General features: G+C 75.5%; 21 protein-coding genes. 9 read left to right on the top strand and 12 right to left on the bottom strand.

The features are described from left to right. Window positions 1-19: 19 nt before the first annotated feature. Window positions 20-658 carry a biliverdin-producing heme oxygenase gene (locus tag AB0B41_RS21225; protein WP_358205806.1) on the bottom strand — a complete coding sequence of 213 codons (639 nt, stop codon included), beginning with the start codon at window positions 656-658 and terminating at the stop codon, window positions 20-22. Between the two features lie 72 nt (window positions 659-730). Next, window positions 731-1,327 carry a TetR/AcrR family transcriptional regulator gene (locus tag AB0B41_RS21220; RefSeq protein ID WP_358205804.1) on the bottom strand — a complete coding sequence of 199 codons (597 nt, stop codon included), beginning with the start codon at window positions 1,325-1,327 and terminating at the stop codon, window positions 731-733. A gap of 186 nt (window positions 1,328-1,513) precedes the next feature. On the opposite strand from AB0B41_RS21220, the gene AB0B41_RS21215 reads away from it, so the two are divergent. Further along, entirely contained in the window at window positions 1,514-1,882 is a 369-nt protein-coding gene (locus tag AB0B41_RS21215; RefSeq protein WP_358205802.1) for an STAS domain-containing protein, read from the top strand. A gap of 12 nt (window positions 1,883-1,894) precedes the next feature. Here the strand turns inward: AB0B41_RS21215 and AB0B41_RS21210 are convergent, their stop codons facing one another. Beyond that, complete coding sequence (locus AB0B41_RS21210; RefSeq protein ID WP_358205801.1) at window positions 1,895-2,308, bottom strand: nuclear transport factor 2 family protein; 414 nt, start codon at window positions 2,306-2,308, stop codon at window positions 1,895-1,897. A 152-nt stretch (window positions 2,309-2,460) separates the two neighbouring features. Here AB0B41_RS21210 and AB0B41_RS21205 point away from each other — a divergent pair, with 152 nt between their 5' ends. Continuing rightward, window positions 2,461-3,384: a TIGR03564 family F420-dependent LLM class oxidoreductase gene (locus AB0B41_RS21205; protein WP_358205798.1), complete on the top strand. Its 924-nt coding sequence runs from the start codon at window positions 2,461-2,463 to the stop codon at window positions 3,382-3,384. A 4-nt stretch (window positions 3,385-3,388) separates the two neighbouring features. Here AB0B41_RS21205 and AB0B41_RS21200 read toward each other — a convergent pair whose 3' ends face one another. After that, window positions 3,389-4,096, bottom strand: a complete 708-nt coding sequence (locus tag AB0B41_RS21200) for a dienelactone hydrolase family protein (protein ID WP_358205796.1) — start codon at window positions 4,094-4,096, stop codon at window positions 3,389-3,391. 283 nt (window positions 4,097-4,379) lie between these two features. On the opposite strand from AB0B41_RS21200, the gene AB0B41_RS21195 reads away from it, so the two are divergent. Then, entirely contained in the window at window positions 4,380-5,273 is an 894-nt protein-coding gene (locus AB0B41_RS21195; protein WP_358205846.1) for a fatty acid desaturase, read from the top strand. Window positions 5,274-5,287: 14 nt separating this feature from the next. Here the strand turns inward: AB0B41_RS21195 and AB0B41_RS21190 are convergent, their stop codons facing one another. The 4 genes from AB0B41_RS21190 to AB0B41_RS21175 form a co-directional block, all read right to left on the bottom strand. Beyond that, entirely contained in the window at window positions 5,288-5,530 is a 243-nt protein-coding gene (locus AB0B41_RS21190) for a hypothetical protein (protein ID WP_358205794.1), read from the bottom strand. A gap of 71 nt (window positions 5,531-5,601) precedes the next feature. Continuing rightward, window positions 5,602-6,756, bottom strand: coding sequence for a polysaccharide pyruvyl transferase family protein (locus AB0B41_RS21185; protein WP_358205792.1), 1,155 nt, complete (start codon window positions 6,754-6,756; stop codon window positions 5,602-5,604). A 25-nt stretch (window positions 6,757-6,781) separates the two neighbouring features. After that, window positions 6,782-7,579: an SDR family oxidoreductase gene (locus AB0B41_RS21180; protein ID WP_358205789.1), complete on the bottom strand. Its 798-nt coding sequence runs from the start codon at window positions 7,577-7,579 to the stop codon at window positions 6,782-6,784. Between the two features lie 43 nt (window positions 7,580-7,622). Next, entirely contained in the window at window positions 7,623-8,126 is a 504-nt protein-coding gene (locus tag AB0B41_RS21175; RefSeq protein WP_358205787.1) for a DUF664 domain-containing protein, read from the bottom strand. A gap of 88 nt (window positions 8,127-8,214) precedes the next feature. Between AB0B41_RS21175 and AB0B41_RS21170 the strand changes: the two genes are divergently transcribed. The 3 genes from AB0B41_RS21170 (at window position 8,215) to AB0B41_RS21160 (ending at window position 12,198) form a co-directional block, all read left to right on the top strand. Beyond that, window positions 8,215-8,844, top strand: a complete 630-nt coding sequence (locus tag AB0B41_RS21170; RefSeq protein ID WP_358205785.1) for an L-threonylcarbamoyladenylate synthase — start codon at window positions 8,215-8,217, stop codon at window positions 8,842-8,844. A 456-nt stretch (window positions 8,845-9,300) separates the two neighbouring features. After that, entirely contained in the window at window positions 9,301-10,869 is a 1,569-nt protein-coding gene (locus AB0B41_RS21165; RefSeq protein ID WP_358205783.1) for an ATP-binding protein, read from the top strand. 105 nt (window positions 10,870-10,974) lie between these two features. Then, window positions 10,975-12,198: a cytochrome P450 gene (locus AB0B41_RS21160; RefSeq protein ID WP_358205782.1), complete on the top strand. Its 1,224-nt coding sequence runs from the start codon at window positions 10,975-10,977 to the stop codon at window positions 12,196-12,198. 61 nt (window positions 12,199-12,259) lie between these two features. Here AB0B41_RS21160 and AB0B41_RS21155 read toward each other — a convergent pair whose 3' ends face one another. The 4 genes from AB0B41_RS21155 to AB0B41_RS21140 form a co-directional block, all read right to left on the bottom strand. Beyond that, window positions 12,260-13,762, bottom strand: a complete 1,503-nt coding sequence (locus AB0B41_RS21155) for a CoA transferase (RefSeq protein ID WP_358205781.1) — start codon at window positions 13,760-13,762, stop codon at window positions 12,260-12,262. Continuing rightward, window positions 13,759-15,519 (bottom strand): acyclic terpene utilization AtuA family protein, encoded by a 1,761-nt coding sequence (locus AB0B41_RS21150; protein WP_358205778.1) that lies wholly within the window; start codon window positions 15,517-15,519, stop codon window positions 13,759-13,761. Before AB0B41_RS21150 ends, AB0B41_RS21155 begins: the two co-directional genes overlap by 4 nt. 84 nt (window positions 15,520-15,603) lie before the next feature. Then, on the bottom strand, window positions 15,604-16,290 hold the full coding sequence (locus AB0B41_RS21145) for a hypothetical protein (protein ID WP_358205776.1): 687 nt from the start codon (window positions 16,288-16,290) through the stop codon (window positions 15,604-15,606). A 266-nt stretch (window positions 16,291-16,556) separates the two neighbouring features. Beyond that, window positions 16,557-17,486 (bottom strand): RluA family pseudouridine synthase, encoded by a 930-nt coding sequence (locus AB0B41_RS21140; protein WP_358205774.1) that lies wholly within the window; start codon window positions 17,484-17,486, stop codon window positions 16,557-16,559. Between the two features lie 150 nt (window positions 17,487-17,636). Between AB0B41_RS21140 and AB0B41_RS21135 the strand changes: the two genes are divergently transcribed. Genes AB0B41_RS21135 through AB0B41_RS21125 form a run of 3 tightly spaced genes read left to right on the top strand, consistent with a single transcriptional unit; the run spans window position 17,637 to window position 20,769 of the window. Beyond that, a complete protein-coding gene (locus AB0B41_RS21135; protein ID WP_358205771.1) occupies window positions 17,637-19,304 on the top strand; it encodes a PP2C family protein-serine/threonine phosphatase in 1,668 nt (555 codons plus the stop codon). Then, window positions 19,301-20,365, top strand: coding sequence for a cobalamin B12-binding domain-containing protein (locus AB0B41_RS21130; RefSeq protein ID WP_358205769.1), 1,065 nt, complete (start codon window positions 19,301-19,303; stop codon window positions 20,363-20,365). The genes AB0B41_RS21135 and AB0B41_RS21130 overlap by 4 nt, the downstream gene beginning before the upstream one ends. Next, window positions 20,362-20,769, top strand: a complete 408-nt coding sequence (locus AB0B41_RS21125) for an STAS domain-containing protein (protein ID WP_358205767.1) — start codon at window positions 20,362-20,364, stop codon at window positions 20,767-20,769. The genes AB0B41_RS21130 and AB0B41_RS21125 overlap by 4 nt, the downstream gene beginning before the upstream one ends. Window positions 20,770-21,059 lie beyond the last annotated feature (290 nt).

Raw genomic sequence — 21,059 nt, 5'->3', positions numbered from 1 at the left:
GGCGGGTCGGGCCGCGGGGTCAGGCCGCGGCGGGCAGGCCCGTCGCCTCGGCCATCCCGTCGAGCATCGCGATGTTCAGCTCGAACGCCCGGACCGCCTCGTCGGCCACCCGGCGCTGCTCGATCTCGTCCCACGGGGCGCCGTCGAGCAGCGCGCGGTAGCGGACGCGGAACTTCGACGGGCTGCCCAGCGCGGAGAAGTCGTAGAACAGGGCGCCGGGCCCGGTCACGCCGTAGGTGCGCTCCAGGATCTTCCCGACGACCTGTCCGCCCGCGAGATCGCCCAGGTAGCGCGTGTAGTGGTGGGCCACGAAGACCGGCGCGTCGGTGGCCGCCTCGCGCAGCCGGGCCACGTAGGTCGCGGTCGCGGGCAGCACCCGGGGTGCGTGGACGGACCCGCCGAGGGCCTCGACGTCCTGCCGCAGCGCGGGCAGCCGGCGCAGCTCGTCGATCACGAAGGGCCCGGCGGCGGGGTCGGCGGCCAGCGCGTCGCCCGCGGCCTCGAGGGTGCCGTACACCGCGAGGTACTGCTCGGCGAGCAGCGTGTACGCCGACAGCGGGAGGCGCCCGTCGAGCAGGGCGGCCATGTAGGTCGAGTGGTGGGCTCGCTCGTGGACCTCGGCCGTGGCCTGGCGCAGACCGGTGGAGAGCTCGCCCATCGGTGTTCCTCCCGCATCTTCCTGACGCCGTGTCAGAAAAGATGCTAGAGCACCCGGCGGACTGAGGCTAGCCTAAGTTCGAGGCCGGACCATGCCCAGCACGATCCGCACGGCCGCCTCGACCGACCCCGCCAGCTCTTCCTGCGGCACGTCGACGATCTGCCGGGCGGACAGCGCGGCGCCGATCATCGCCACCAGGACGGCCGGGTCCTCGGCGGCCATCTCGCCCGACTCGATCCCCTCCCGCACGATCCGCGCGAGCCGGTCGCCGATCGGGTCCGCGTGGGCCGCGATCCGCCGGTACGCCTCGGGATCCAGCGTCCCGGCGAGGCCCTGGCCCGGCGGGAGGTGGAACTCCGCCAGCCGGTGCAGCTGCAGTCGCGCGAAGACGGCGAGCCGGTCGGTGGGCGTGGCCGCGGCGGCCAGCGCCGACTCGAGGTCGGCGACGTACCGGCCCGCCTCGTGCTCCACGAAGGCGACGAGCAGCGCCTGCCGGTCCGGGAAGTGGTTGTAGATCGACGTCCGGCCCACCCCGGCCGCGGCGGCGACGCCGGCGAGCGTGACGGCGTCGAACCCCCGCTCGTAGAGCAGCTCGCGCAGTGCCGCGAACACGCGGGCCCGCACCTCGTCGCGGTGGGCGGCGAGCGACCCCCCGAGCACCTTCGGCACGCCGGCCTCCTCCCGCCGTCGGCACCCAGCGTAGAGGCGGTGCGGGGACCGGGCACGGGTGTCACGTGTAGCCGCCCCGACGTCGATCGAACGTGGTGATCGCGTCACCCACCCGTCGGTTGACCCCTCGCTGACCTGGCGGGAAGGTGAGGCCCGGCGGTGTGACGGCACGAGGAGGCCATCGGCGTGACGCGGGCACTGGAACGATCGCCCAGCTCCTTCACGGCGGAGAGCCGGACCCTGGACCACGGGGTGGTCGCGCTCCGGCTCGTCGGCGAGCTCGACGCGGACTCCGCGGCGCGGCTGCACGACGCCCTGCACGCGGCCGCGGTCGGCGCCCGCGCGATGGTCGTGGACCTGTCGGAGGTCACCTACCTCGGCTCGGTCGGCGTGAGCGCGCTGCTCGGCGTCTACACCCGCTCCGGCGGCCGGGTCCACCTGGCCGGGTTGCACACGCACCCGGGCGTGAGCCGGGTCGCGGTGCTGCTCGGGCTGGACCGGCACTTCGTGGTGCACCGGGACGTCACGGCGTTCCTGGCGACGGTGCGGGGCTGAGAGGCCGAGCGGTCAGGCCGTCGGCGTCACCCCGGTCAGTTCCGCGAACAGCCACGTGTCGGTGTACTGCTGCCAGCGCACCACCTTGCCCTCCTCGAGGTCCCAGACGTGCGCGACCTGGGCGTCGAGCGGCCTGCCGGTCGCCTTCGCCGCGATCGCGCGGTAGCGGGCCTCGACCAGCACCGTGCCGCCGCTGCCGACCATGCGTCCGACCTCGATCGCGAAGTCGTCGAAGTCCTCCGCGAGCCGGGCGATCACGTTCTCGATCACGGCCTGCGGGCCGACGAAGGACCCGCCCGGCCAGTACGTCGAGTGCTCGGCCTCGTTCCACTCGACCTCGGGGTGGAGGATCTCGAGCAGCGGCTCGACGTCGCCCTTGGCGAAGCCGTCGTAGGAAGCCTGGACGAGCGCCACGTTGTCGGTCATGTCCCCTGCACCCCGATCCGGCCTGGTTCGTCCTGGTCCGTCCTGTGGGCGGGCGAGAGTACGGGCCCGACCCGCGGGCGGACCACGGTCGTCCGGCCCCGGCCGTCCGGAGCAACCCGACCCGGGTGCCCGGGGGCTGCGATGCTGGCCGCATGGCGATGCGGATCAGCATGTTCGGGTACCTGGGCGACGGCGGCGGCCGCTCCGTCGTCGACACCTACGTCGAGGAGCTCGCGCGGCTGCGCGACGAGGGCTTCCGCCGGTACTGGACGGCACAGCTGCCCTACGAGGCGGACCTGCTCACCGTGCTCGCCGTGGCCCTGCGCGAGGTGCCGGGGATCGAGGTGGGCACCGGGGTGCTGCCGATCCAGCCGCAGCACCCGATGGCGCTCGCCCAGCGTGCGCTCACCGTCAACCTGATCGGCGAGGGCCGGCTGACGCTCGGGCTCGGGCTCAGCCACCGGCCCGTCGTCGAAGGGGTGTGGGGGCTGCCGTTCGACCGGCCGGTCCGGCGGCTCTCCGAGTACCTCGACGGGCTGCTTCCGCTGCTGGCGGGGGAGAAGGCGGCGGCCGAGGGCGAGCTCGTCACCACGCGGGGGTCGTTGAAGGTCCCCGGCGCGCCCGCACCGGACGTCTACCTCGCCGCGCTCGGCCCGCAGATGCTGCGGCTCGCCGGGCGCCGCACCGCCGGCACCGTCACGTGGATGACCGGCCCGCGGACCCTCGCCGAGCACGTGGTCCCGACGATCCGCGCGGCCGCCGCGGAGGCCGGCCGGACCGTGCGGGTGGTCGCCTCGCTGCCGATCACGGTGACCGACGACGCCGACGCCGCCCGCGCCGAGGCCGCCCGCCAGTTCGCGGTCTACGGCCGGCTGCCCTCCTACCGCGCGATGCTCGACCGCGAGGGGTACGCGGGCCCCGGGGACGCGGCGATCTTCGGCGGGGAGCAGGAGGTCGCGGAGCGGCTCGGGCAGCTGCGGGAGGCGGGGGTGGACGAGTACGTCGCCCTGCCCTTCTCGCCCGATCCCGAGGAGCGCTCCCGCACCCGCGCCCTGCTCCGGGCGCAGGGGGAGTAGCGCGCTACCGCAGGTGCCGGGCGAGGAACGCCGTGGTGTGGCCCCACGCCTCCGCCGCGGCCTTCTCGTCGTACATCGAGGGGGCGTCCCAGTTGGAGAAGGCGTGGCCGGCGTCGTAGTGCCGCACCTCGACCTGCGGCTTCCCGCCCACCGCCGACTCGACCTCCTCGATCTGCTCCTGCGGGATGAACGGGTCGCGGTCGCCGTAGTGGAAGAGCGCGGGGCACTCGAGGGCGTCGGCGCGGTCGAGCAGGTCGTGGATGCCGGAGCCGTAGTAGGGGACGGCGGCGTCGATGCCGGCGCCGTCGACCCGGGCGGTGGTGGCGCAGAGCCAGGTCAGCGTGCCGCCGAGACAGAAGCCGATGGCGCCGACCTTGCCGGTGCTCTCCGGCATCGCGCGCAGGTGGGCGAACGCGGCGGTGATGTCGCCCGCCGCGGCGGCGAAGTCCAGCCGCTGGACCATGCCCATGCACTCGGCCAGGGCGGACTCGTCCTTGCGCTCGAAGCGGCGCTCCAGCCGCCAGAACATGTCGGGCGCCAGGGCGACGTACCCCTCGCCGGCGAGCCGGTCGCAGATCCCGCGGATGTTGTCGTTGATCCCGAAGATCTCCTGGAACACGAGGACGCCGGGGCCGCGGCCGCCTTCCGGGAGGGCCAGGTAGGCGTCGAACTCGTCGCCGTCGGGGGCGGGCACGCGCTCGTAGCGGGTCATGGGGCTCCTTCTCGTCTCCGGGGCGCCGGGCCCGGTGATCCTGGCACGTCCGGCACGGTGGCCCGCCGGTTCCGGACCGGTGACACGCGGACGGCGACCGCGTGAGAACTACCCCTGCACTCTGCGGGTACAGGACCCCCGCCCTTAGGCTTGCCTGAAGTCCGTCCGGCTCCGCCCCCGACACCACGAGGTGACCCGCTTGAGCGTCGAGGCCCCCGAACTCCCCGCCCCCGACCCTGCTCCCGGGCCCGTCTCCGATGGCGCCCCGAAGGGCCCCAAGCCGATGATCGGCGAGTACCGCAGCACCTGGCAGCAGGGGCTGGTCTGGGCGTTCGTGGTGCTTCCCGTGCTCGCCCTGCTGGCGACCGTCCCCGTGCTGTGGGGCTGGGGCCTGGGCTGGTGGGACGTCGTGATCGCGGCCGTCTTCTACACCGTCGGCATCCTGGGCGTGACCGTCGGCTACCACCGGCACTTCACGCACCGCTCGTTCAAGGCGCGCCCGTGGCTGCGGGTCGTCCTGGCGATCACCGGCTCGATGGCGATCCAGGGCTCGATGATGGCGTGGGTCGCCGACCACCGCCGCCACCACGCCTACTCCGACAAGGAGGGCGACCCGCACTCGCCGTGGCGCTACGGCACCACGCCGTGGGCCGTCGCCCGCGGGTTCTTCTGGGCGCACATCGGATGGATCTTCGACCGCCGCAAGACGAACTGGGAGCGCTTCATCCCGGACCTGCTCGCCGACAAGGTGCTGCGGCGGGTGAGCGGGCTGTTCGGGCTGTGGGTCACGGTGAGTCTGGTCCTGCCCGCGGTGCTCGGCGGCCTGCTGACCTGGTCCTGGGCCGGCGCGCTGACCGGGTTCTTCTGGGGTGGACTGGTGCGCATGGGGGTGTGCCACCACGTGACCTGGTCGATCAACTCGATCTGCCACATGGTCGGGGCGCGGCCCTTCCGCTCGCGCGACCGCTCCCGCAACTTCTGGCCGCTGGCGATCCTGTCGATGGGCGAGAGCTGGCACAACCTGCACCACGCCGACCCGACCTGCGCGCGGCACGGCGTCCTCAAGGGGCAGATCGACATCTCGGCCCGGGTGATCTGGCTGTTCGAGCGGTTCGGCTGGGCGCACGACGTACGCTGGCCCACCACCCGTCGCCTCACCCAGCTGCAGCAGGCCTGACGCTCACCCGCCGCTCACACCCGCCCGCAGCGGCGCCACCCGCCGCCCCGCCCGGTGCGTGGCAGCCGCATGACCTGGCGCCAGCGCACGAGGACGCGGACGAGGGGATCGGGGTCGTCGGCCGTCCGGCGCCCGGTCCTGATCTCCTCGATCAGGCGGTCGTCGGCGGCGACGGGGTCCGTGGAGCCCTCGGGGGCCGGACGCTGTGCGGGAACCGGGACCGCCGCAGCCCCGTGGTCGTTGCTGATCGCGTCCATGCCCATCCATCGCGGCGGCTACGGCGAACGTGTCCCTCCATCCGGGTGATGATCGGCACGTGTGCCACCCGTCAGGCCGAGCGGCGGATCCGGGTGCCGACCCGGCGCCCGTAGACGCGGTCGGCCAGCGCGGCCTTCCGCCTGCGCAGGTCGGCCAGCACCGCGGGCGGGAAGCCGCCGGGGCCCGGCCGGTCCGGCGCCGCGCCGAGGTCGGTGACCAGCTCCCAGCCGCTGCCGAGCGCGGTCAGCGAACGGTGCTTGGTCGGGTAGTAGTCGCCGTTCAGGCTCACGGCGATCCCGCTCGCGCCCACCGCCGCCGCGACCAGGTGCGGGTGGAAGCGCGTGGAGATCCACGTCTGGTCCGCCGCGACCGGCAGCCCGTCCCGCCACACGGCGTCGAACGGCACGAACCGCGCCCCGGGCAGCTCGTGCTCCAGCAGCGCGTAGACCACGCGGTCCTGCCCCGGGATCCCCTCGACGACGGCGACCTCGTCCGGGGCGACCTCCCAGCGCCGCAGCGCCCCGAGCACGAACGTGGCCAGCGCCTCGGCGGGCCGGTCGCTGAGGTCGGACTGCAGGCAGAGCACGACCCGCGGCGCGCCGTCGACCGCGGGGACCGCGGCGGCGGGGAGGAAGGCGTCGTCGAGCCCGAGGGTGTCCGGCCGGTCGAGCAGCCGGGCCGAGGCCTCGTCGCGCACCTCGACCAGCGCGAACCGCTCCAGCAGCGAGCGGAGCAGCGGGCCGGCGCCGTCCGCCTCCGGGGTGAGGCCCTGGCCGGTCGCGACGGCGCGCCCGCCCGACTGCTCGACGGCGGCGACCGCGGCGGCGAGCACCCCGGCGTGGCGCGGCCAGATCCCGTTGACGTACCCGCCGCCGACCACGTGCACCACGTCGGCCCGGCCCAGGAGCTCGACCCCCGCGACCCACCGGGGCGCGAGGCCCGGGTCGGCGACCGCGCTGCGCACCCACGCCGCCGTCTCCCACGGGCCGCCCTCCGGAGCCGCGTGGCACAGCCGCCAGATCGTGTCGGTGAAGCGTGCCCGCGGGTGCAGGCCGTCGAGCAGGACGGCGGCGGTGCCGGGGGAGGGGCAGTCGAGCCAGACGTCCGCCTCCGGCGCGGTGCGCGCCAGGTGCCGCAGCCAGCCGGCGGCGATCAGCTCGTCGCCGTAGTTCGGGAACCCCGCGGTCCCGACGAGGTGGTACAGGGGCCGCCGGTCGTCCGCCACGGCCCGAGTATCCCGACCCGCGATCTCAGTAGAAGGTCACCCCCGGCTGCCCGCCGCCCGCAGCCACGGCGTCGCCGTTGATCGCCACGCTGCGCGGCGAGGCGAGGAAGGTGACGACGTCCGCCACCTCCTCGGCGGTGATCATCCGGCCGACCGTGGTCGTCCGGCCGAGGGCGCGCTCTGCCTCCTCCGCCGACGTGCCGTCGGCCTCGGCCTTCGCGGCGACCACGGCCGGGGTGCGCTCGGTGACGGTGAGCCCGGGGTGCACGACGGTGACGTTCACGCCCTGCGGGCCCAGCTCGTCGGCCAGCGCCGCGGTCATCGCGGAGACGGCGACGTTGCGCACCGAGCCGACCAGCGACGACGAGCCGCGCGCGTTGAGCCCGCTGATGTTGACGATCCGGCCCCAGCCCTGCGCGGTCATCAGCGGGGCGACGGCGCGGGCGCACCGCAGGTAGCCCAGCACCTTGGTCTCGAACTGCTCGCGCATGAGGTCGTCGCCGGTGGTGGACGCGCCGGCCTGCGCCCCCGCCGATGCGGGCTTCGCGGCCGCGTTGACCAGGATGTCGACGCCGCCGAGGGTGGTCACCACCTCGTCGACCATCGCGCGGACGGACGCGTCGTCCGTGGTGTCGGCGACGAGGGGCACGATCCGGGTGCCGTGCGCGGCGAGCCGGGCGGCGGCCTCGTCGAGCGCCTCCTTGCCGCGCGAGACGATCGCGACGTCGCAGCCCTCGGCGGCCAGGGCCGCCGCCACCGCGAGCCCGATGCCGCGGCTCCCGCCGGTCACGATCGCCCGCCTGCCGGTCAACTGGAGATCCATGTCCCCACCTCACACCAGGCGGGGCCGGGCGGCCAGACCGCGATCAGCCCGGCAGCAGCCCCCGGACGTACTCGGCCTGCCCGAGGTGCTTCGCGTCGTCGTCGACCACGGAGACGAGCCGGACCCCGCGGGTGACCGGCGGGTCCCAGTTGTCGTCGATCACCTCGTCGAGCTGCTCCGGCGTGAGATTCGCGAGCAGCTCGACGGTCCGCTGCGCGACGGCGGCGTGGTAACCGGCCAGCAGGTCCGCGGGCGCGCGCACCGCGGCGACCTGGTCGGGGCCGTGCCCGTAACCGGTGTCGGCCGGCTCGAGGTCGAGGCCGAAGCGCTGCTGCCAGCCGTCGGCGAGCCAGACCTGCTCGGTGCCGAACGCGTCGGCGAGGTGGTCGTCCTGAACCCGGGTCAGGTGCCACACCAGCCACCCGATCGAGTTGCCCTCCCCGTTCAGGCGCAGCGCGAGCTGCTCCTCGGTCAGGCCGTCGACGACGGCGGGCACGCCCTCCGAGATCCGGCCGAAGGCGTCGGTGAGCAGCTCGGCGGGGGTCACGGCGTCCTCCGGGGGTCGTCGGCGGTCGGGCCTCGTCGACGCTAGGTGATCCCTGCCCCGTTCCGCATTCCGGCGATAGGCTGCCGCGGTGGCCCGGTACTTCGACGTGCACCCGGACAACCCGCAGCGCCGCGCGATCGGCCAGGCGGTGGACATCGTCCGTCGGGGCGGGCTGATCGTCTATCCCACCGACTCGGTCTTCGCCCTCGGCTGCCAGCTCGGCAACAAGGAGGGCCTCGACCGGATCCGCACGATCCGCCGGCTCGACGACCGCCACCACTTCACCCTCGTCTGCAGCGACTTCGCGCAGCTGGGCCAGTTCGTGCAGGTCGGCAACGCGGTGTTCCGGGCGATCAAGGCGGCGACGCCGGGGCCGTACACGTTCATCCTCCCGGCCACCAAGGAGGTGCCGCGGCGGCTGCTGCACCCGAAGAAGAAGACCGTCGGCGTGCGCATCCCGGACCACCTCGTCGCCCAGGCCCTGCTCGCCGAGCTCGGCGAGCCGCTGCTCTCCTCGACGCTGCTGCTGCCGGACTCGCCGGAGCCGGACGTCCCGCCGACCCAGGGCTGGGAGATCAAGGAGCGGCTCGACCACGCCGTCGACGCCGTCCTGGACTCGGGGGAGTGTGGCACCGAGCCGACCACCGTCGTCGATCTCTCCGGCCCGGAGCCCGAGATCGTCCGCAAGGGCGCCGGTGATCCGTCCCGTTTCGAGTGATCCCGGGAAATCAGTCCCTTCCGGACCCTGGACGACCGGGCAGGTGCTGACCTAGCCTCTGTGACCGGGCGCACCGCCGCAGCGTCGCGGACGGGGCGCCTGTTCCGTTCTCAGCCCTCTCCTCCCGCCCTCTCCTCTCGCCCTCTCCTCCCGCCGGACCGCGTCCGTGCGACGACCGGCCGCGGGGGAGGAATCACTCCCTCCGGTCCGGCGTGTCGGCTTGCCGATCGCCGTCGGTCCACCTCCCGTCGACCGGTCATCGCACGCCCGCCCGACGGGCGGCCGGGCGCCGGACCTCCGGGTAATGTCCCGTGGACCTACAGATGTCGGGTCGCAGCTCCCCCGGCGGACGCGGGGCCCGAGGGCGCCCGCCTGCTACGGCGGGCGGTCGCGGCCGGGCGGCCGGGTCCGTGCGGCGTCCCGGCCGGATCGGGGTACGGACCAGCGGAGGACAGCGTGGATCGAGACGTCTCGTCCGCCTCCTGGCTCGACGAGCCGGGCGGGGGTGCGGCCGGCCCGGGCACCGGCGGCGCCGTCGGCGCCGACGACCGGCCCGACCTGCTGCTCGCGGGCCTCGCGCGGCGGATCTGCGGCCACGCCGAGCGGCAGCTCGCCGTCGCCGAGCGGCTCGGCCCGGACTCGCCCGAGGGCGCCGAGCTCGCTGCCGGCGCCCGGCGCCTGCTGCGCGACGGCGAGAGCGTCCTCAGCCTCGTCGGCGGCCGTCCCGAGCGGCGCGGCCCCGTGCCCACCGGCATCGGCCGGATCCTCGCGGACACCGCGGCGGGCGCCGAGGAGCCGCAACGCGTGTCGGTCCCGCCCGCCCCGTCGGCCTCGATCGCCGCCGGCAGCGCCGTGGGCGCCGGGCAGGTGCTCGCCGAGCTGGTCGCGCACGCCGAGCGCACGGTGCCGCGGAGCAGCCGCATCGAGCTGGTCGGCCGCTGGGCGGGCGACGGCGGCGTCACGATCGAGCTGCAGGCCGAGGGCGTCGACCTGCCGTGGCAGGAGGCCGCGGCGCTGGAGAACGAGATCGCCGGCGGCGCCAGCGCGCCCATCCCGCCGGAGCGGCTCGGCCTGCACCTGGCCGCGCGGCTGGCCCGCCGCTGCGGCGCCCGCCTGGAGCTGCAGGCCCCCCTCGGCGGCCCGGCCAACCCGGGCTTCGGCACGGTCGCGCTGGTCCGCTTCCCGCGGGCGCTGGTCGAGCCGGCCGCGGGCGTCCAGGTCCCGCGCGAGGCCGCCCCGCCGCCGCCCGCGCCGGCGCCCCGCGAGGAGTCGTCGGAGATCACGTGGGAGCCGGTGCGCGCCGGGTCCGCCCCCGCGCCCGCCTCGGTCGACGAGCTGTTCGGCTCCTTCGACGCCGGGCTCTCCCGGCCGGAGGAGGACCTGGTCGGCACCCCGATCTTCGCCGCCGTGGCCTCGGCGTGGTTCCGCACGAACGACGACCCGGCCCCGGCCCCGGCCCCGGCCACCAACGGCTGGTCCCACGGCAACGGGGTGAACGGGCTCAACGGGCACACGAACGGCCACCACGGCAACGGGCGCGGGCTGGCGGACAGCTGGCTCGGCTCGACGAGCACCTCGAGCGGCGGGACCCCGTCCGGCGGGGACTGGGCCGGCTCGGGGGACGACGAGTGGCGCGCGGCCGCCGAGCGCGCGGCGCGGGCCGAGACCGAGCTGCCGACCACCGGGAGCGGACTCCCGCGGCGCCGGCCGGGCCGGCAGATGGTCACGCCGCCACTGCGCAGCCGCCGGGGCGCGGCCGGGACCCCGACCGCCGGCGGGGAGGCCTCCGCCGAGCGCCAGCCGGACCGTGTGCGCAACCGGCTCTCGACCTACCAGCGCGGCCTGGAGGCGGGCCGGCACCGCGCGGCCGATCCCGAGGACGAGCCGTCGTACCAGTCGAGCGGGCCCGGGGCGGACGACGACGCGCCGGTGCAGGGCCCCGTGCCCGGGCCGACGCTGGAGCGCCGCTACGAGGAGGAGCGCGACCCCTGGACCGGCGAGGGCCTGTGGAGCGACGAGCGCTGACCGCCCGGCGGGCGTTTGCGGGCTGTCCGTTCTGAGGACGTCTCAGGGCGGGTCGGCCTAGCGTGGGCCCCGGGCCGGGGCGAGCCCGGCCGGGGGGAGGACGCGATGACGAACGCGGAGACCCGGGTCGTCGAGCTGGACGGGAAGTTCTTCGACGACCCGGACGCGCTGTACCGCACCCTGCGCCGGGAGGCGCCGGTCGTGCGGGTGAACACCCCGATGGGCCTGCAGGCCTGGGTGGTGACCCGCTACGCCGACGCGCGGCCGGCGCTCAACGACCCGCGGCTGTCGAAGGACGGCACGCGGTTCGCGGAGATCCTGGAGCGCCGCTCGGTGGCGCCGGAGCGGCGGATGCAGTTCGCCGACTCCCTCGCCGGGCACATGCTCAACACCGACCCGCCGGACCACACGCGGCTGCGCAAGCTGGTGAACCGGGCGTTCACGGTGCGGGCGATCGCCCGGATGCGACCGCGGATCGAGGAGATCGCCCGCGGGCTCGCGGACCGGATGGCCGCGAAGGCCGCCCGGGAGGGCACGGTCGACCTGCTCGACGAGTTCGCCTACCCGCTGCCGATGACCGTCATCTGCGAGCTGCTCGGCGTGCCGGAGGGCGAGCGGGACGACTTCCGCGGCTGGACCACCACGCTGCTGTCGGCCGCGCCGCCGGAGGAGCGCGGCGCCGCGGCCGCGGCGATGGCGGAGTTCCTGGCCCGGCTCGTCGCGGACAAGGCCGCGAACCCCGGCGAGGACATGCTGTCGGCGATCGTGAAGGCGTCGGAGGACGGGGACACGCTCTCGGCGCGCGAGGCGACGTCGATGGCGTTCCTCCTGCTCGTCGCCGGGCACGAGACCACGGTCAACCTGATCGGCAACGGCACGCTCGCCCTGCTGCGCCACCCGGACCAGCTCGCCCTCCTGCGCGCCGACCCGGACCTGGTGCCCAACGCAATCGAGGAGTTCCTGCGCTTCGACGGCCCGATCAACCTCGCGACCTTCCGCTACACCACCGAGCCCGTGGAGATCGGCGGCACGACGGTCCCCGAGGGCGAGGTCGTGCTGATCTCGCTGGTCTCGGCCAACCGGGACACCGAGCGGTACGGCGAGGCCGCGACGCTCGACGTCACCCGCGACGCGGGCGGGCACGTCGCCTTCGGCTACGGGGTCCACCACTGCCTGGGTGCCCCGCTGGCCCGGCTGGAGGGCGAGATCGCCTTCCGCACCCTGCTCGAGCGCTTCCCGGGCCTCGCCCTCGCCGGCGACCCCGAGACGCTCGGCTGGCGGCAGTCCACGCTGATCCACGGCCTGGGCAGCCTCCCCGTCCACCTGTGAGCGGCAACTGCCCCTAGAGGGGCAGTTGCCACTCACGACCGCGGCTGACCTGCGGGAACGGCTACGTGAGCCAGGCGGGCCGGGAGCTGCCGCGCGCCACGAGGACCGTGCGGTAGCGCCCGGGCGTGCCGGACATCCGGACCTGGTCGGTCACGCCCTGGTACAGCCCGAGCGGGGTGTCCGCGGTGAAGGTCTCGGGATCGAGGTAGGCGTGTTCCTCCCCGGTCCCGGCGACCGACCGGGCGTAGCCGAGGTCGAACACGCCGAGCTCGAGGATCCACAGCGCCACCCGGGTCAGCGAGACGTGGACCTTCCAGCTGCCGCCCTCCACGGCCCGCCGGCGCAGCGCCGCGACGATCCCCGCGGCCGTCAGCCAGGAGACGATGTAGTCGTTGACCACGAGGATCGGCGACAGCCGCGGCTCCACCTCGGGCGAGATCCCGCCCGCCTCCAGGTCGAACATGCCGGTGAGCGCCCCGGCCGTCTGGTCGAAGCCGACGCGGTCGCGCCACGGCCCGCGCTCGCCGTGGAGCGTGTTCGTGGCGTACACGATGCCCGGGCGCGCCGCCGCGGCGTCCTCGGCCGACAGCCCGATCGACGGCAGGTACCCCGGCCGGCGGTTGGCGTAGAAGACGTCCGCGCCCGCGAGCAGCTCCCGCACGACCCGCGGGCCGTCACCGCGGGCGGGATGCACGGTCGCGGACCGGACCCCGACGTTCGCGGTCACGTACGTGGTGTCGTGCTCGAACTCGGTGGGCCGCCACAGGTTCAGCACGTCCGCGCCGTGCAGCGCGAGCGTCCGGCCCGTTCCGGCGCCCGCGATCACGTGCCCCATCCCGAGCGCCCGGACACCGTCGAGCGGCTGCTCGGCGCCACCCGGCAACGGCTCGGGGTCGGCGTCGCCGATGCGCGTGATCTCGATCAGCGGGGTGTCCTCGAGGACCGCGTGCTGCTCGGTGGCGAGGAACTCGGCGGTGGTGCGGACCAGCGGCATGACGACGCCGGCCTCGGCACCCGCGCGCTCCAGGTCGGCGGCGCCCCACCGGGCCACCGCCCGCGCGACCGCCTCCGGGGTGTCGGCGCAGTCGAGCAGCCGCTGCGTGGCGACCTTGAGTGCGGGATAGCCGTTGAGCGGCATGACCCAGCGGTCGTCGCCGGCCCGGTAGAAGCGGAACCCGAACGCCGGCGACGGGTTCGCCGCCGACGCCGCCGGATAGCCGTTCAGCAGCTCCCAGCGCCGGTCGTAGAACGGGCAGAGCCGGTGCGGGGCGCTGCGCAGGTCGGCCGTGACGTCCTGGCCCGCCCCGCCGCGGTCGCGGTGCAGCGCCGCGACGGCGACCGACTTCGCCGCCAGTGCCAGCGCCGCCGCCCCGCCGAGCCGCAACGCGCTGGGGACGACGGGGTCGGCGCCGAGGAAGGTGACCCGCCCGCCGGTGTCCGATGCGGCCAGGCCGATCCCGCCGAGCAGGGCGTCGAGCGCGCCGTGGACGTCGAAGGCGTCGTCGGTGGCCGGGTTCGCGACCGCCGCCCCGATCCGCCCGCCCAGCCCGAGCAGTGCGGTCACAGCAGCTCCTCCGGCACGGTGACGTGCTTGGACCGCAGGTACTCGCCCACGGACTTGCCGATCTGGTCCACCCGCAGGTTCGACGACCCGCCCGTGCCCAGCAGGCCCTTGAGGACCACGTGCACGGCGCGCAGGTACGGGAACTCGTGCCGGACGACGTCGCACTCCTTGGCCTCGGGCAGCAGCTCCCGGATCGCCGAGGTGCTCAGCGTGGACCGCAGCCAGTCCCAGTGCGCGGGGTCCGGCGCCCAGATGCCGACGTTGGAGTTGCCGCCCTTGTCGCCGGCGCGGGCGTAGGTGAGCGTGCCGAGCGGCATCCGGCGCCCGGACGCGGTGGCGGCGGGCGGCTCCGGCGAGCGGCCCTGCTCGAGCTCCTCGGGCGTCGCCCAGCGCGAGGAGACCGGCGCCTCGAGGCGCGTGCCGTCGTCGAGCACCGCGGTGTTCGGGACGAGCTCGGCGGGCAGCAGCGCGGGCCAGTAGTCGATCCGCGGCCACGGCTCGCGTACCGGCTGGGCGCCACCGTCGTGGTGGAAGCCGGGGAAGCCCTGCAGATAGAGGCTGCCGACGGCGGCGGGGAACGGCTTCAGCGCCTCGGGCGCGCGGGCCGTCGCCATGACCCGGATCGGGACCGTGGCCTCCCACTGCGAGTGCGGGTCCTCCGCGGCCGTGCCGAGCGGGGTGACGTCGAGCTGGTCGACGTGCCCCTCGAGCTGGGCGCGGAGCTGGTCGCGCAGCAGCGCCACCTTCTCGGCGACGTTCGGCGAGGTGCAGAACAGCATCTGCGAGATCTGCCAGCCGATCTGCGCGAACACGGCGACCTTCGCGGTGGGCGGCGGCGGCGATCCGGCGACGGGCGCGATCGCGACGCGGTCCTCGCCCACCTGGCTGAGCCGGACGGTGTCGAGGTGGACCGTGGCGTCGGGGTTGAGGTAGCGCGGCCCCTGGATCTCGTAGACCAGCTGTGCGGTCACGGTGTCGACGGTGACCATGCCGCCGTCCCGGGCGTGCTTGGTGATCACCGACGAGCCGTCCGCGGCGATCTCGGCGATCGGGAATCCGCACCTGATCATGCCGGGGACCTGGGTGAAGCCCGAGAAGTTGCCGCCGGTCGCGTGGGCACCGCACTCGATGATGTGCCCGGCGGTGATCGCGCCGGCGAGCGGGCCCCAGTCGTCGGGCGTCCAGCCGTGCCACCAGGCGGCCGGGCCCGCGGTGAGGGAGGCGTCCGTGACCCGTCCCGTGACGACGATGTCGGCGCCGGCCCGCAGTGCCTCGGCGATCCCGAACCCGCCCAGGTAGGAGTTGGCCGCGATCGGATCCACGCCCCAGTCCTTGAGCGGGGCACCGGTGTCGAGGTGCTCCATCGCGTGCCCGTCGGTGTGGAACCGGCCCAGCCGGTCGAGGACGTTGTCGCCCTCGACGTGTGCGACGGTGAGGTCGACGCCCGCCTCGGCGAGGTCCTCCCGCAGGGCCGCGGCGAGCCCCGCGGGGTTGAACCCGCCGGCGTTGGTCACGATCTTGATGCCGCGCTCGGCGATCGTGGCCAGGTGCGGGCGGAGCTGTTTGCGGAAGTAGTCGACCCAGCCGCCGCCGCGCGCCGGGTCGTGGGTCACCGCGAGCGCGGCGAGCGTCACCTCGGCGAGGTAGTCGCCCATGAGGACGTCGACGGGGTCGCCCGCCATGGCCTCGTCGATGGCCGTGAACCGGTCACCGAGGTAGCCCGAGAAGTTCCCGATCCTCACCGATCGTTCGTTCATGAGGACCGACGATAGCCTCCTCGCGGGAATTCGAGGAGGGGCCGGTGATGCAGTCGCATCCGGACTGCACCCCGGCCCTCCTGCTCAGTGGCCCGGGGAGGGTGCGGCCCCGGTCGTCACGGGGGCGCCACCGGTCGTGACGGCCTTGCCGGCCGGGCTCGTCACACCCAGCGACCCGGCCGGGACGGCGGCCGGCGCGGCCGCGGGGCTGGCGCCCGGGCCGTTGGCGGCGGGGGTGCCGTTGACGCCCATCGCGGCCCAGGTCCCGCCGACGCCCTCGCCCTTCGCCTCGCCGGGCTTGGTGTCGCCGCTGTAGCGGTAGAGCGGCCAGCCGTTCAGCGTGAGCTGCTGGGTGCCGTCCGGACGTCCGATCGTGCCGACGAGGCCGGACGGGATGCCCTGCAGCGCGGGCTGCCCGTCGCCCTGCACCGGCGGCCACTTCTTGGCGCAGTCGCCGGTGCACGTGGCGGCGGACGGGTCGTTGCGGTCGTTGGCGAAGCGGTAGACGGTGAAGCCGTCCGTGGTCACCACGGTGCCGACGGCGGTCACGCCGGTGCCGAGGCCGCCGGTCGGGGCGACGGTCGTGCCGTCCGCACCGCCGGTCGCGCCGCGGGAGGTGCTGCCGGACGAGGCGCCGGCGGGCAGCGCGTCGCTGGCGTCGACGAACCCGGAGGATCCGCAGGCGGACAGCGCGGCGGTGGCGGTGAGGGCGGCGGCGGCCGCGAGGACGGGGCGCAGGCGGGCGTGCCGGAGGAGACGGGGGAGCGTCATCTCGGTTGTTCCTTCAGTTCTTCGCGGGGAGCGAGTCGTGCGGTCCCGCCCGCGGCGGCGGGGGGCGGTGCGCCGGGGACGGGAGCCGCTGAGGGCGACCTTACGAAGTCGCGGGGGTCCCGAGTTGCCACGCTGAGAGACGATCACGGCACGCGACGCGACCGGCGCGCCGAGCGGGCGCTGTCTGCTGCCGACGCACACCGGCGCTGCTCCGAACGCCGTAGGCCGTCCTCAGAATCGATGACGGGACCGGCCCGGGCGGCCGCTCACCCGCCCGCCGGACCGTTCTCCGGCCAGGCCCGCAGCGCCGAGCGGCTGTCGAACCGCCGCTCCTCGCCGCTCACCGGATCGGTGAACTCCAGGGTGCGGGCGAGCAGCTGCAGTGGCGAGGAGAAGTCGTCGAGCGGGGTCTCGTGCAGGTCGGGGTAGAAGTCGTCGCCGACGATCGGGATGCCGAGCCCCGCCAGGTGCAGGCGCAGCTGGTGGGTGCGCCCGGTGAGCGGCCGCAGGCGATAGCGGCCGAGGTCGCCGCGTCGCTCGAGGAGCTCCACGCGGGTCTCGGCGTTGGGCTCGCCCGGCACCTCGTAGGCCCGGATCACGCCGCGCTCCTTGACTATCCGGCTGCGCACCGTGCGGGGCAGCTCGAGGTCGGGCCGGTACGGGGCGACCGCCTCGTAGGTCTTCCGGACGCGGCGGTCGCGGAACATCGTCTGGTAGCGGCCGCGCAGCTCGGGTCGCACCACGAACAGCACCAGCCCGGCGGTGACCCGGTCGAGCCGGTGGGCGGGGGAGAGCTGTGGCAGGTCGAGCCGGTGCCGCAGCCGCACGAGCGCGGTCTCCACGACGTGCCGCCCGCGCGGGATCGTGGCCAGGAAGTGGGGCTTGTCGACGACGAGGATGTCGTCGTCGCGGTGCACGATCCCGATCTCGAAAGGGACCGGCACCTCCTCGGGCAGGTCCCGGTGGAACCAGACGAACGAGGCGGGCACGAACGGGGCGTCGACGGCGAGCGGCCCGTCGAGGCCGACGATCCGCTCCTCGCGCAGCATCTCCTCGATGCGGCCCGGGTCCACCCGCGGCAGCCGCTCGACCAGGTGTTCGCGCATGGTCCGCCACGGGCCCTCGTCCGGCGTGCGCAGCCGGACCGGGTCGAGCCCGTGCCGCTGCGGAAGCGGGGCCGGGCGGCGTCGTCTCACCGGGCGAGGATACGGAGGCGCGGCTGTCGGTCCGTGCCCGCGGGCGCCGCGGCAACGGTTAACCTCACGTGCGGTTGCGCCGTTCCTGCGCGTGGCCGTGTCGGGAGGGGGAGCGCGATCATCCGCAGCAAGGACGCCGATGCGGGTCGCATGACGGCGGGGATCGGCGGGGGATCCGTCGACGACCCGCTCGACCCGGCCGACCCGGTGGCGCCGGCCGTCGTCCCCCCGCGGACGCCCGCCCGGACCCTCGCCGACCGGCTGCTCGACGGCGCCGACTTCGGCGTCCTCGCGGTCGACGACCGCGGCCTCGTCCGCCGGGCCAACGCCGCCGCTCGCCGCCTGCTGCCCGGCGTGCGCGAGACCGAGCTGCTGCCCGGGCCCGTCGCGGTCGGGCTCTCCGCCGGTCCGGACGACGGCCCGGCCGAGCTCGAGCTGGCCGGTCGCGCCCTCCGGGCCCGCCGCCAGGAGCTGCCCGACGGCTGGGTCGCCTGGCACGTCGAGGACGTCACCGAGCACCGCAGGCGGCTGGACAACCTGCTCGCCGAGCGTGCGCGCTCGCGCTTCCTCGCCACCGCCAGCCGCCGGCTCGGGCTCTCGCTGCACCCGGGGCGCACCGCGCGGGCGGTCGTGGAGCTGGCGTCGTCGGAGCTGGCGGACCTCGCGGTCGTCGTGCTGCCGGTCCGCGGCGGGGTGTCGGAGTGGTACGCCTGCACCGGCGACCGGGTCGCCAGCAGCGGCCGCACGGACGTCGCCCACATGCCCGCCGAGCTGCGGGACGCGCTGGCCGGGGTCGCCGGCGGGCCGCGTCCGCTGCTCGCCGAGGACCTCGCCGGGCAGCCCTGGGCGGCCGACGCGCCCTCTGCCGCGGCGCTGATCTCGCTGCCCGGCAACGGCGTCCCCGCCGGCGCGCTGGTGCTGCTGCGCCACGAGGCCGACTCGGCCGCCGCCCCGGGCGTCGACAAGGCGCTCACCGAGGAGTTCGCCCAGCGCTCCGGGCTGGCGCTCGCGGCCGCCTCGCTCTACGCGGGCCAGGCCGGGACCGCCGCCGTGCTCAAGCGGAGCCTGCAGCAGCCCGAGCTGCCGCGGGTGCCCGGCATGGTCTTCGGTGCGGCGTACCGGCCGGCCGAGGAGGGGCTGCTCATCGGCGGCGACTTCTACGACGTGCTCGTCGGGCCGGACCGGTCGGCGATGTTCGTGCTCGGCGACGTGTGCGGCAAGGGCGTGCACGCGGCCGTCAGCACCGGGCAGCTGCGCCAGTCCGTCCAGGCCCTGCGCCGCCTCGACCGCGATCCCGTCAGCCTGCTGCGGCTGCTCAACGAGACCATGCTCGAGGCCGCGGACCCCGAGGCCGACCCGGGCTTCGCGACCGTCGTGCTCGGCAGCGCCACGCCGCTGGCCGACGGCGGTCTCGAGCTGGAGCTGGCCGGCGGCGGGCACCTGCCCCCGCTCGTCGTGCGCCGCGACGGGATCGAGGAGATCGGGATCGGCGGAATGCTGGTCGGCGCCGTGCCCTCCGCCCGGTTCGCCTCGCGCACCGTCCGGCTCGCGCCCGGCGAGGCCTGCGTGCTCTACACGGACGGGGTCAGCGAGGCCCGCGGCGGCGTCGACGGCCGCGAGACCCTCGGCGAGACGCGGCTGGCCGGGCTGCTGACCGGCGCGCACGTCATGCCCGCGCCCGCCATCGCCGAGCGGGTGGAGCAGCACACCACCCGCTGGCTCGCCTCCGGCCCGCACGACGACATCGCCGTCCTCGTCGTCCAGGCGCCGCTGGTGCTCCCCGATCCCTCGGGTCCGGCCGCGGAGGCCCGCGCATGATCGCCGGGTTCGACCCGCGGGTCGCCGCCCGCCGCGCGGAGTTCATGGCGGCGCTCGGCCGGGCGGACGAGGACGCCGCCGTCGCGCTGGCGCTCGGGTTGGTCGACGCGGGTGTGCCCGCCCGGGAGGTCCTCCTCGGGCTGGTCGCGGACACGCAGGAGGAGGTCGGGCTGCGCTGGCAGCGCGGGGAGTGGAGCGTCGCGCGGGAGCACGCCGCCACCGCCGTCAACGAGCGGGTGGTCGGCGCCCTGGGCCGCCGGACCCGGCGGGGCTCGCGCGGGCACGTCGTCCTCGCCTGCCTCGACGGCGAGTGGCACGCCCTGCCCGGCCGAATCGTGGCGGAGGTGCTGCGGCTCGCGGGCTGGCACGTCACCTTCCTCGGCGCCAGCGTGCCCGCCGCCGAGCTCGTGACCTACCTGCACCAGGAGGGGCCGGACGTGGTGGCGGTGAGCTGCGCGCTGCCCGTGCACCTGCCGGCCGCGCACCGCACGATCGTCGCGGCGCAGCGCACCGGCACACCCGTGCTGGCCGGCGGCCCGGGCTTCGGCGCCGACGGCCGCTGGGCCCGCAGGCTGGGCGTCGACGCCTGGGCGCCGGACGCCGTCGAGGCCGTTCGGCTGCTCGACGAGCTGCCCTGGCCGGAGCCCGAGCCCGACCAGGTCGGCGACCGCGGCCCCGGCCCCGAGTACGCGGGCCTACGTGCGCGACGGGGCGACCTCGTCGTCGCCGCCACCCGGGTGCTCGACGGCGAGATCGCGCTCGGCGGGGTCGTGGAGGCCGGGCTGGAGGACGACCTGACCCACGCCGTCGACTTCCTCACCGCCGCGGTCTACCTGTCCGATGTCGAGGTCTTCAGCGGCTACCTGGGCTGGCTCGCCGACCTCCTCGACGCGCGAGGCGTGGGGACCGGGTCGGCGCGCGCCGTGCTCGCCGCGTTCCACGCGGGCCTGCACGACTTCCCGTTCGCCCAGGAGTGCCTGCGCCGCGGTGCCGCGCAGCTGCAGGACCGTCCGGCCGTGCCCACCGACGGGGCGGCCACCGTGAGGGAGGCCACGGCATGAGCACCAGCTCCGGCGTGCACCGCGACCCCACCCGCCCCCAGCCGCTGCGCGTCGAGGCGCGGGCCGAGCGCGAGCGGGTCGCCCTGGTCCTCGCCGGCGACCTGACCTTCGGCACCGCGTCCAGCCTCGAGGAGCACGTCCGGGAGGTCGCCGAGGACGCCGGCCCGGACCTGCCCACGGACCTGGTGATCGACGTCGCGTGCCTCGACTTCTGCGACTCCGCCGGCCTTGCCGCCCTGATCGGCCTGCAGCGCCGCGCCGCCCGCCGCGGCGGCACCGTCACCCTCACCGGCCCGAGCGGGACGTTGCGCCGGGTGCTGCGGGTGACCGGCGCCGAGATCCTCTTCACCCTCCGCCCCGTCGCCCCGGCCACCGGGATCGAGAGCGAGGGGCAGACGGGGTAGGGCTCGCCGACGAGCGCAGGGGTACGGGCCGCCGCGGGTCGGGACCACCGGCGGCCACGACCTGGAGTGGATCCCTCTCGCCCACCCGGGAACGGGGACTCGGGGTGGAGAGCGACGCATGACGAGTGGGCGACCAGTGGCCGCTGAGCTACGGGCGTGAGGGAGCGAGCGCTGGTGCCGCGCCGCCCGTCACCCCGTCGGCTGGAGGAGCGGGGGTGATCGACGTCGTGGGGAGCGGGTCGGGTCCAGCCAGTACGGCGGGACGAACTCGGGGAGCCCTCCGGCGAGCC

This window comes from Pseudonocardia sp. NPDC049154 (genome assembly GCF_040648315.1).
Taxonomy (GTDB): Bacteria; Actinomycetota; Actinomycetes; order Mycobacteriales; family Pseudonocardiaceae; genus Pseudonocardia.
The sequence above is the reverse complement of the archived record's forward strand: the minus strand, read 5'-3'. Positions and strand labels throughout refer to the sequence as shown.

Excerpts from the sequence above, each read along its gene's own strand:
- AB0B41_RS21135 (WP_358205771.1), top strand. The coding sequence starts at position 17,637 with ATGACGGCGGGGATCGGCGGGGGATCCGTCGACGACCCGCTCGACCCG.
- AB0B41_RS21125 (WP_358205767.1), top strand. The coding sequence starts at position 20,362 with ATGAGCACCAGCTCCGGCGTGCACCGCGACCCCACCCGCCCCCAGCCG.
- AB0B41_RS21130 (WP_358205769.1), top strand. The coding sequence starts at position 19,301 with ATGATCGCCGGGTTCGACCCGCGGGTCGCCGCCCGCCGCGCGGAGTTC.
- AB0B41_RS21210 (WP_358205801.1), bottom strand. The coding sequence starts at position 2,308 with ATGACCGACAACGTGGCGCTCGTCCAGGCTTCCTACGACGGCTTCGCC.
- AB0B41_RS21225 (WP_358205806.1), bottom strand. The coding sequence starts at position 658 with ATGGGCGAGCTCTCCACCGGTCTGCGCCAGGCCACGGCCGAGGTCCAC.
- AB0B41_RS21195 (WP_358205846.1), top strand. The coding sequence starts at position 4,380 with ATGATCGGCGAGTACCGCAGCACCTGGCAGCAGGGGCTGGTCTGGGCG.
- AB0B41_RS21145 (WP_358205776.1), bottom strand. The coding sequence starts at position 16,290 with ATGACGCTCCCCCGTCTCCTCCGGCACGCCCGCCTGCGCCCCGTCCTC.
- AB0B41_RS21160 (WP_358205782.1), top strand. The coding sequence starts at position 10,975 with ATGACGAACGCGGAGACCCGGGTCGTCGAGCTGGACGGGAAGTTCTTC.
- AB0B41_RS21190 (WP_358205794.1), bottom strand. The coding sequence starts at position 5,530 with ATGGACGCGATCAGCAACGACCACGGGGCTGCGGCGGTCCCGGTTCCC.
- AB0B41_RS21150 (WP_358205778.1), bottom strand. The coding sequence starts at position 15,519 with ATGAACGAACGATCGGTGAGGATCGGGAACTTCTCGGGCTACCTCGGT.
- AB0B41_RS21180 (WP_358205789.1), bottom strand. The coding sequence starts at position 7,579 with ATGGATCTCCAGTTGACCGGCAGGCGGGCGATCGTGACCGGCGGGAGC.
- AB0B41_RS21200 (WP_358205796.1), bottom strand. The coding sequence starts at position 4,096 with ATGACCCGCTACGAGCGCGTGCCCGCCCCCGACGGCGACGAGTTCGAC.
- AB0B41_RS21205 (WP_358205798.1), top strand. The coding sequence starts at position 2,461 with ATGGCGATGCGGATCAGCATGTTCGGGTACCTGGGCGACGGCGGCGGC.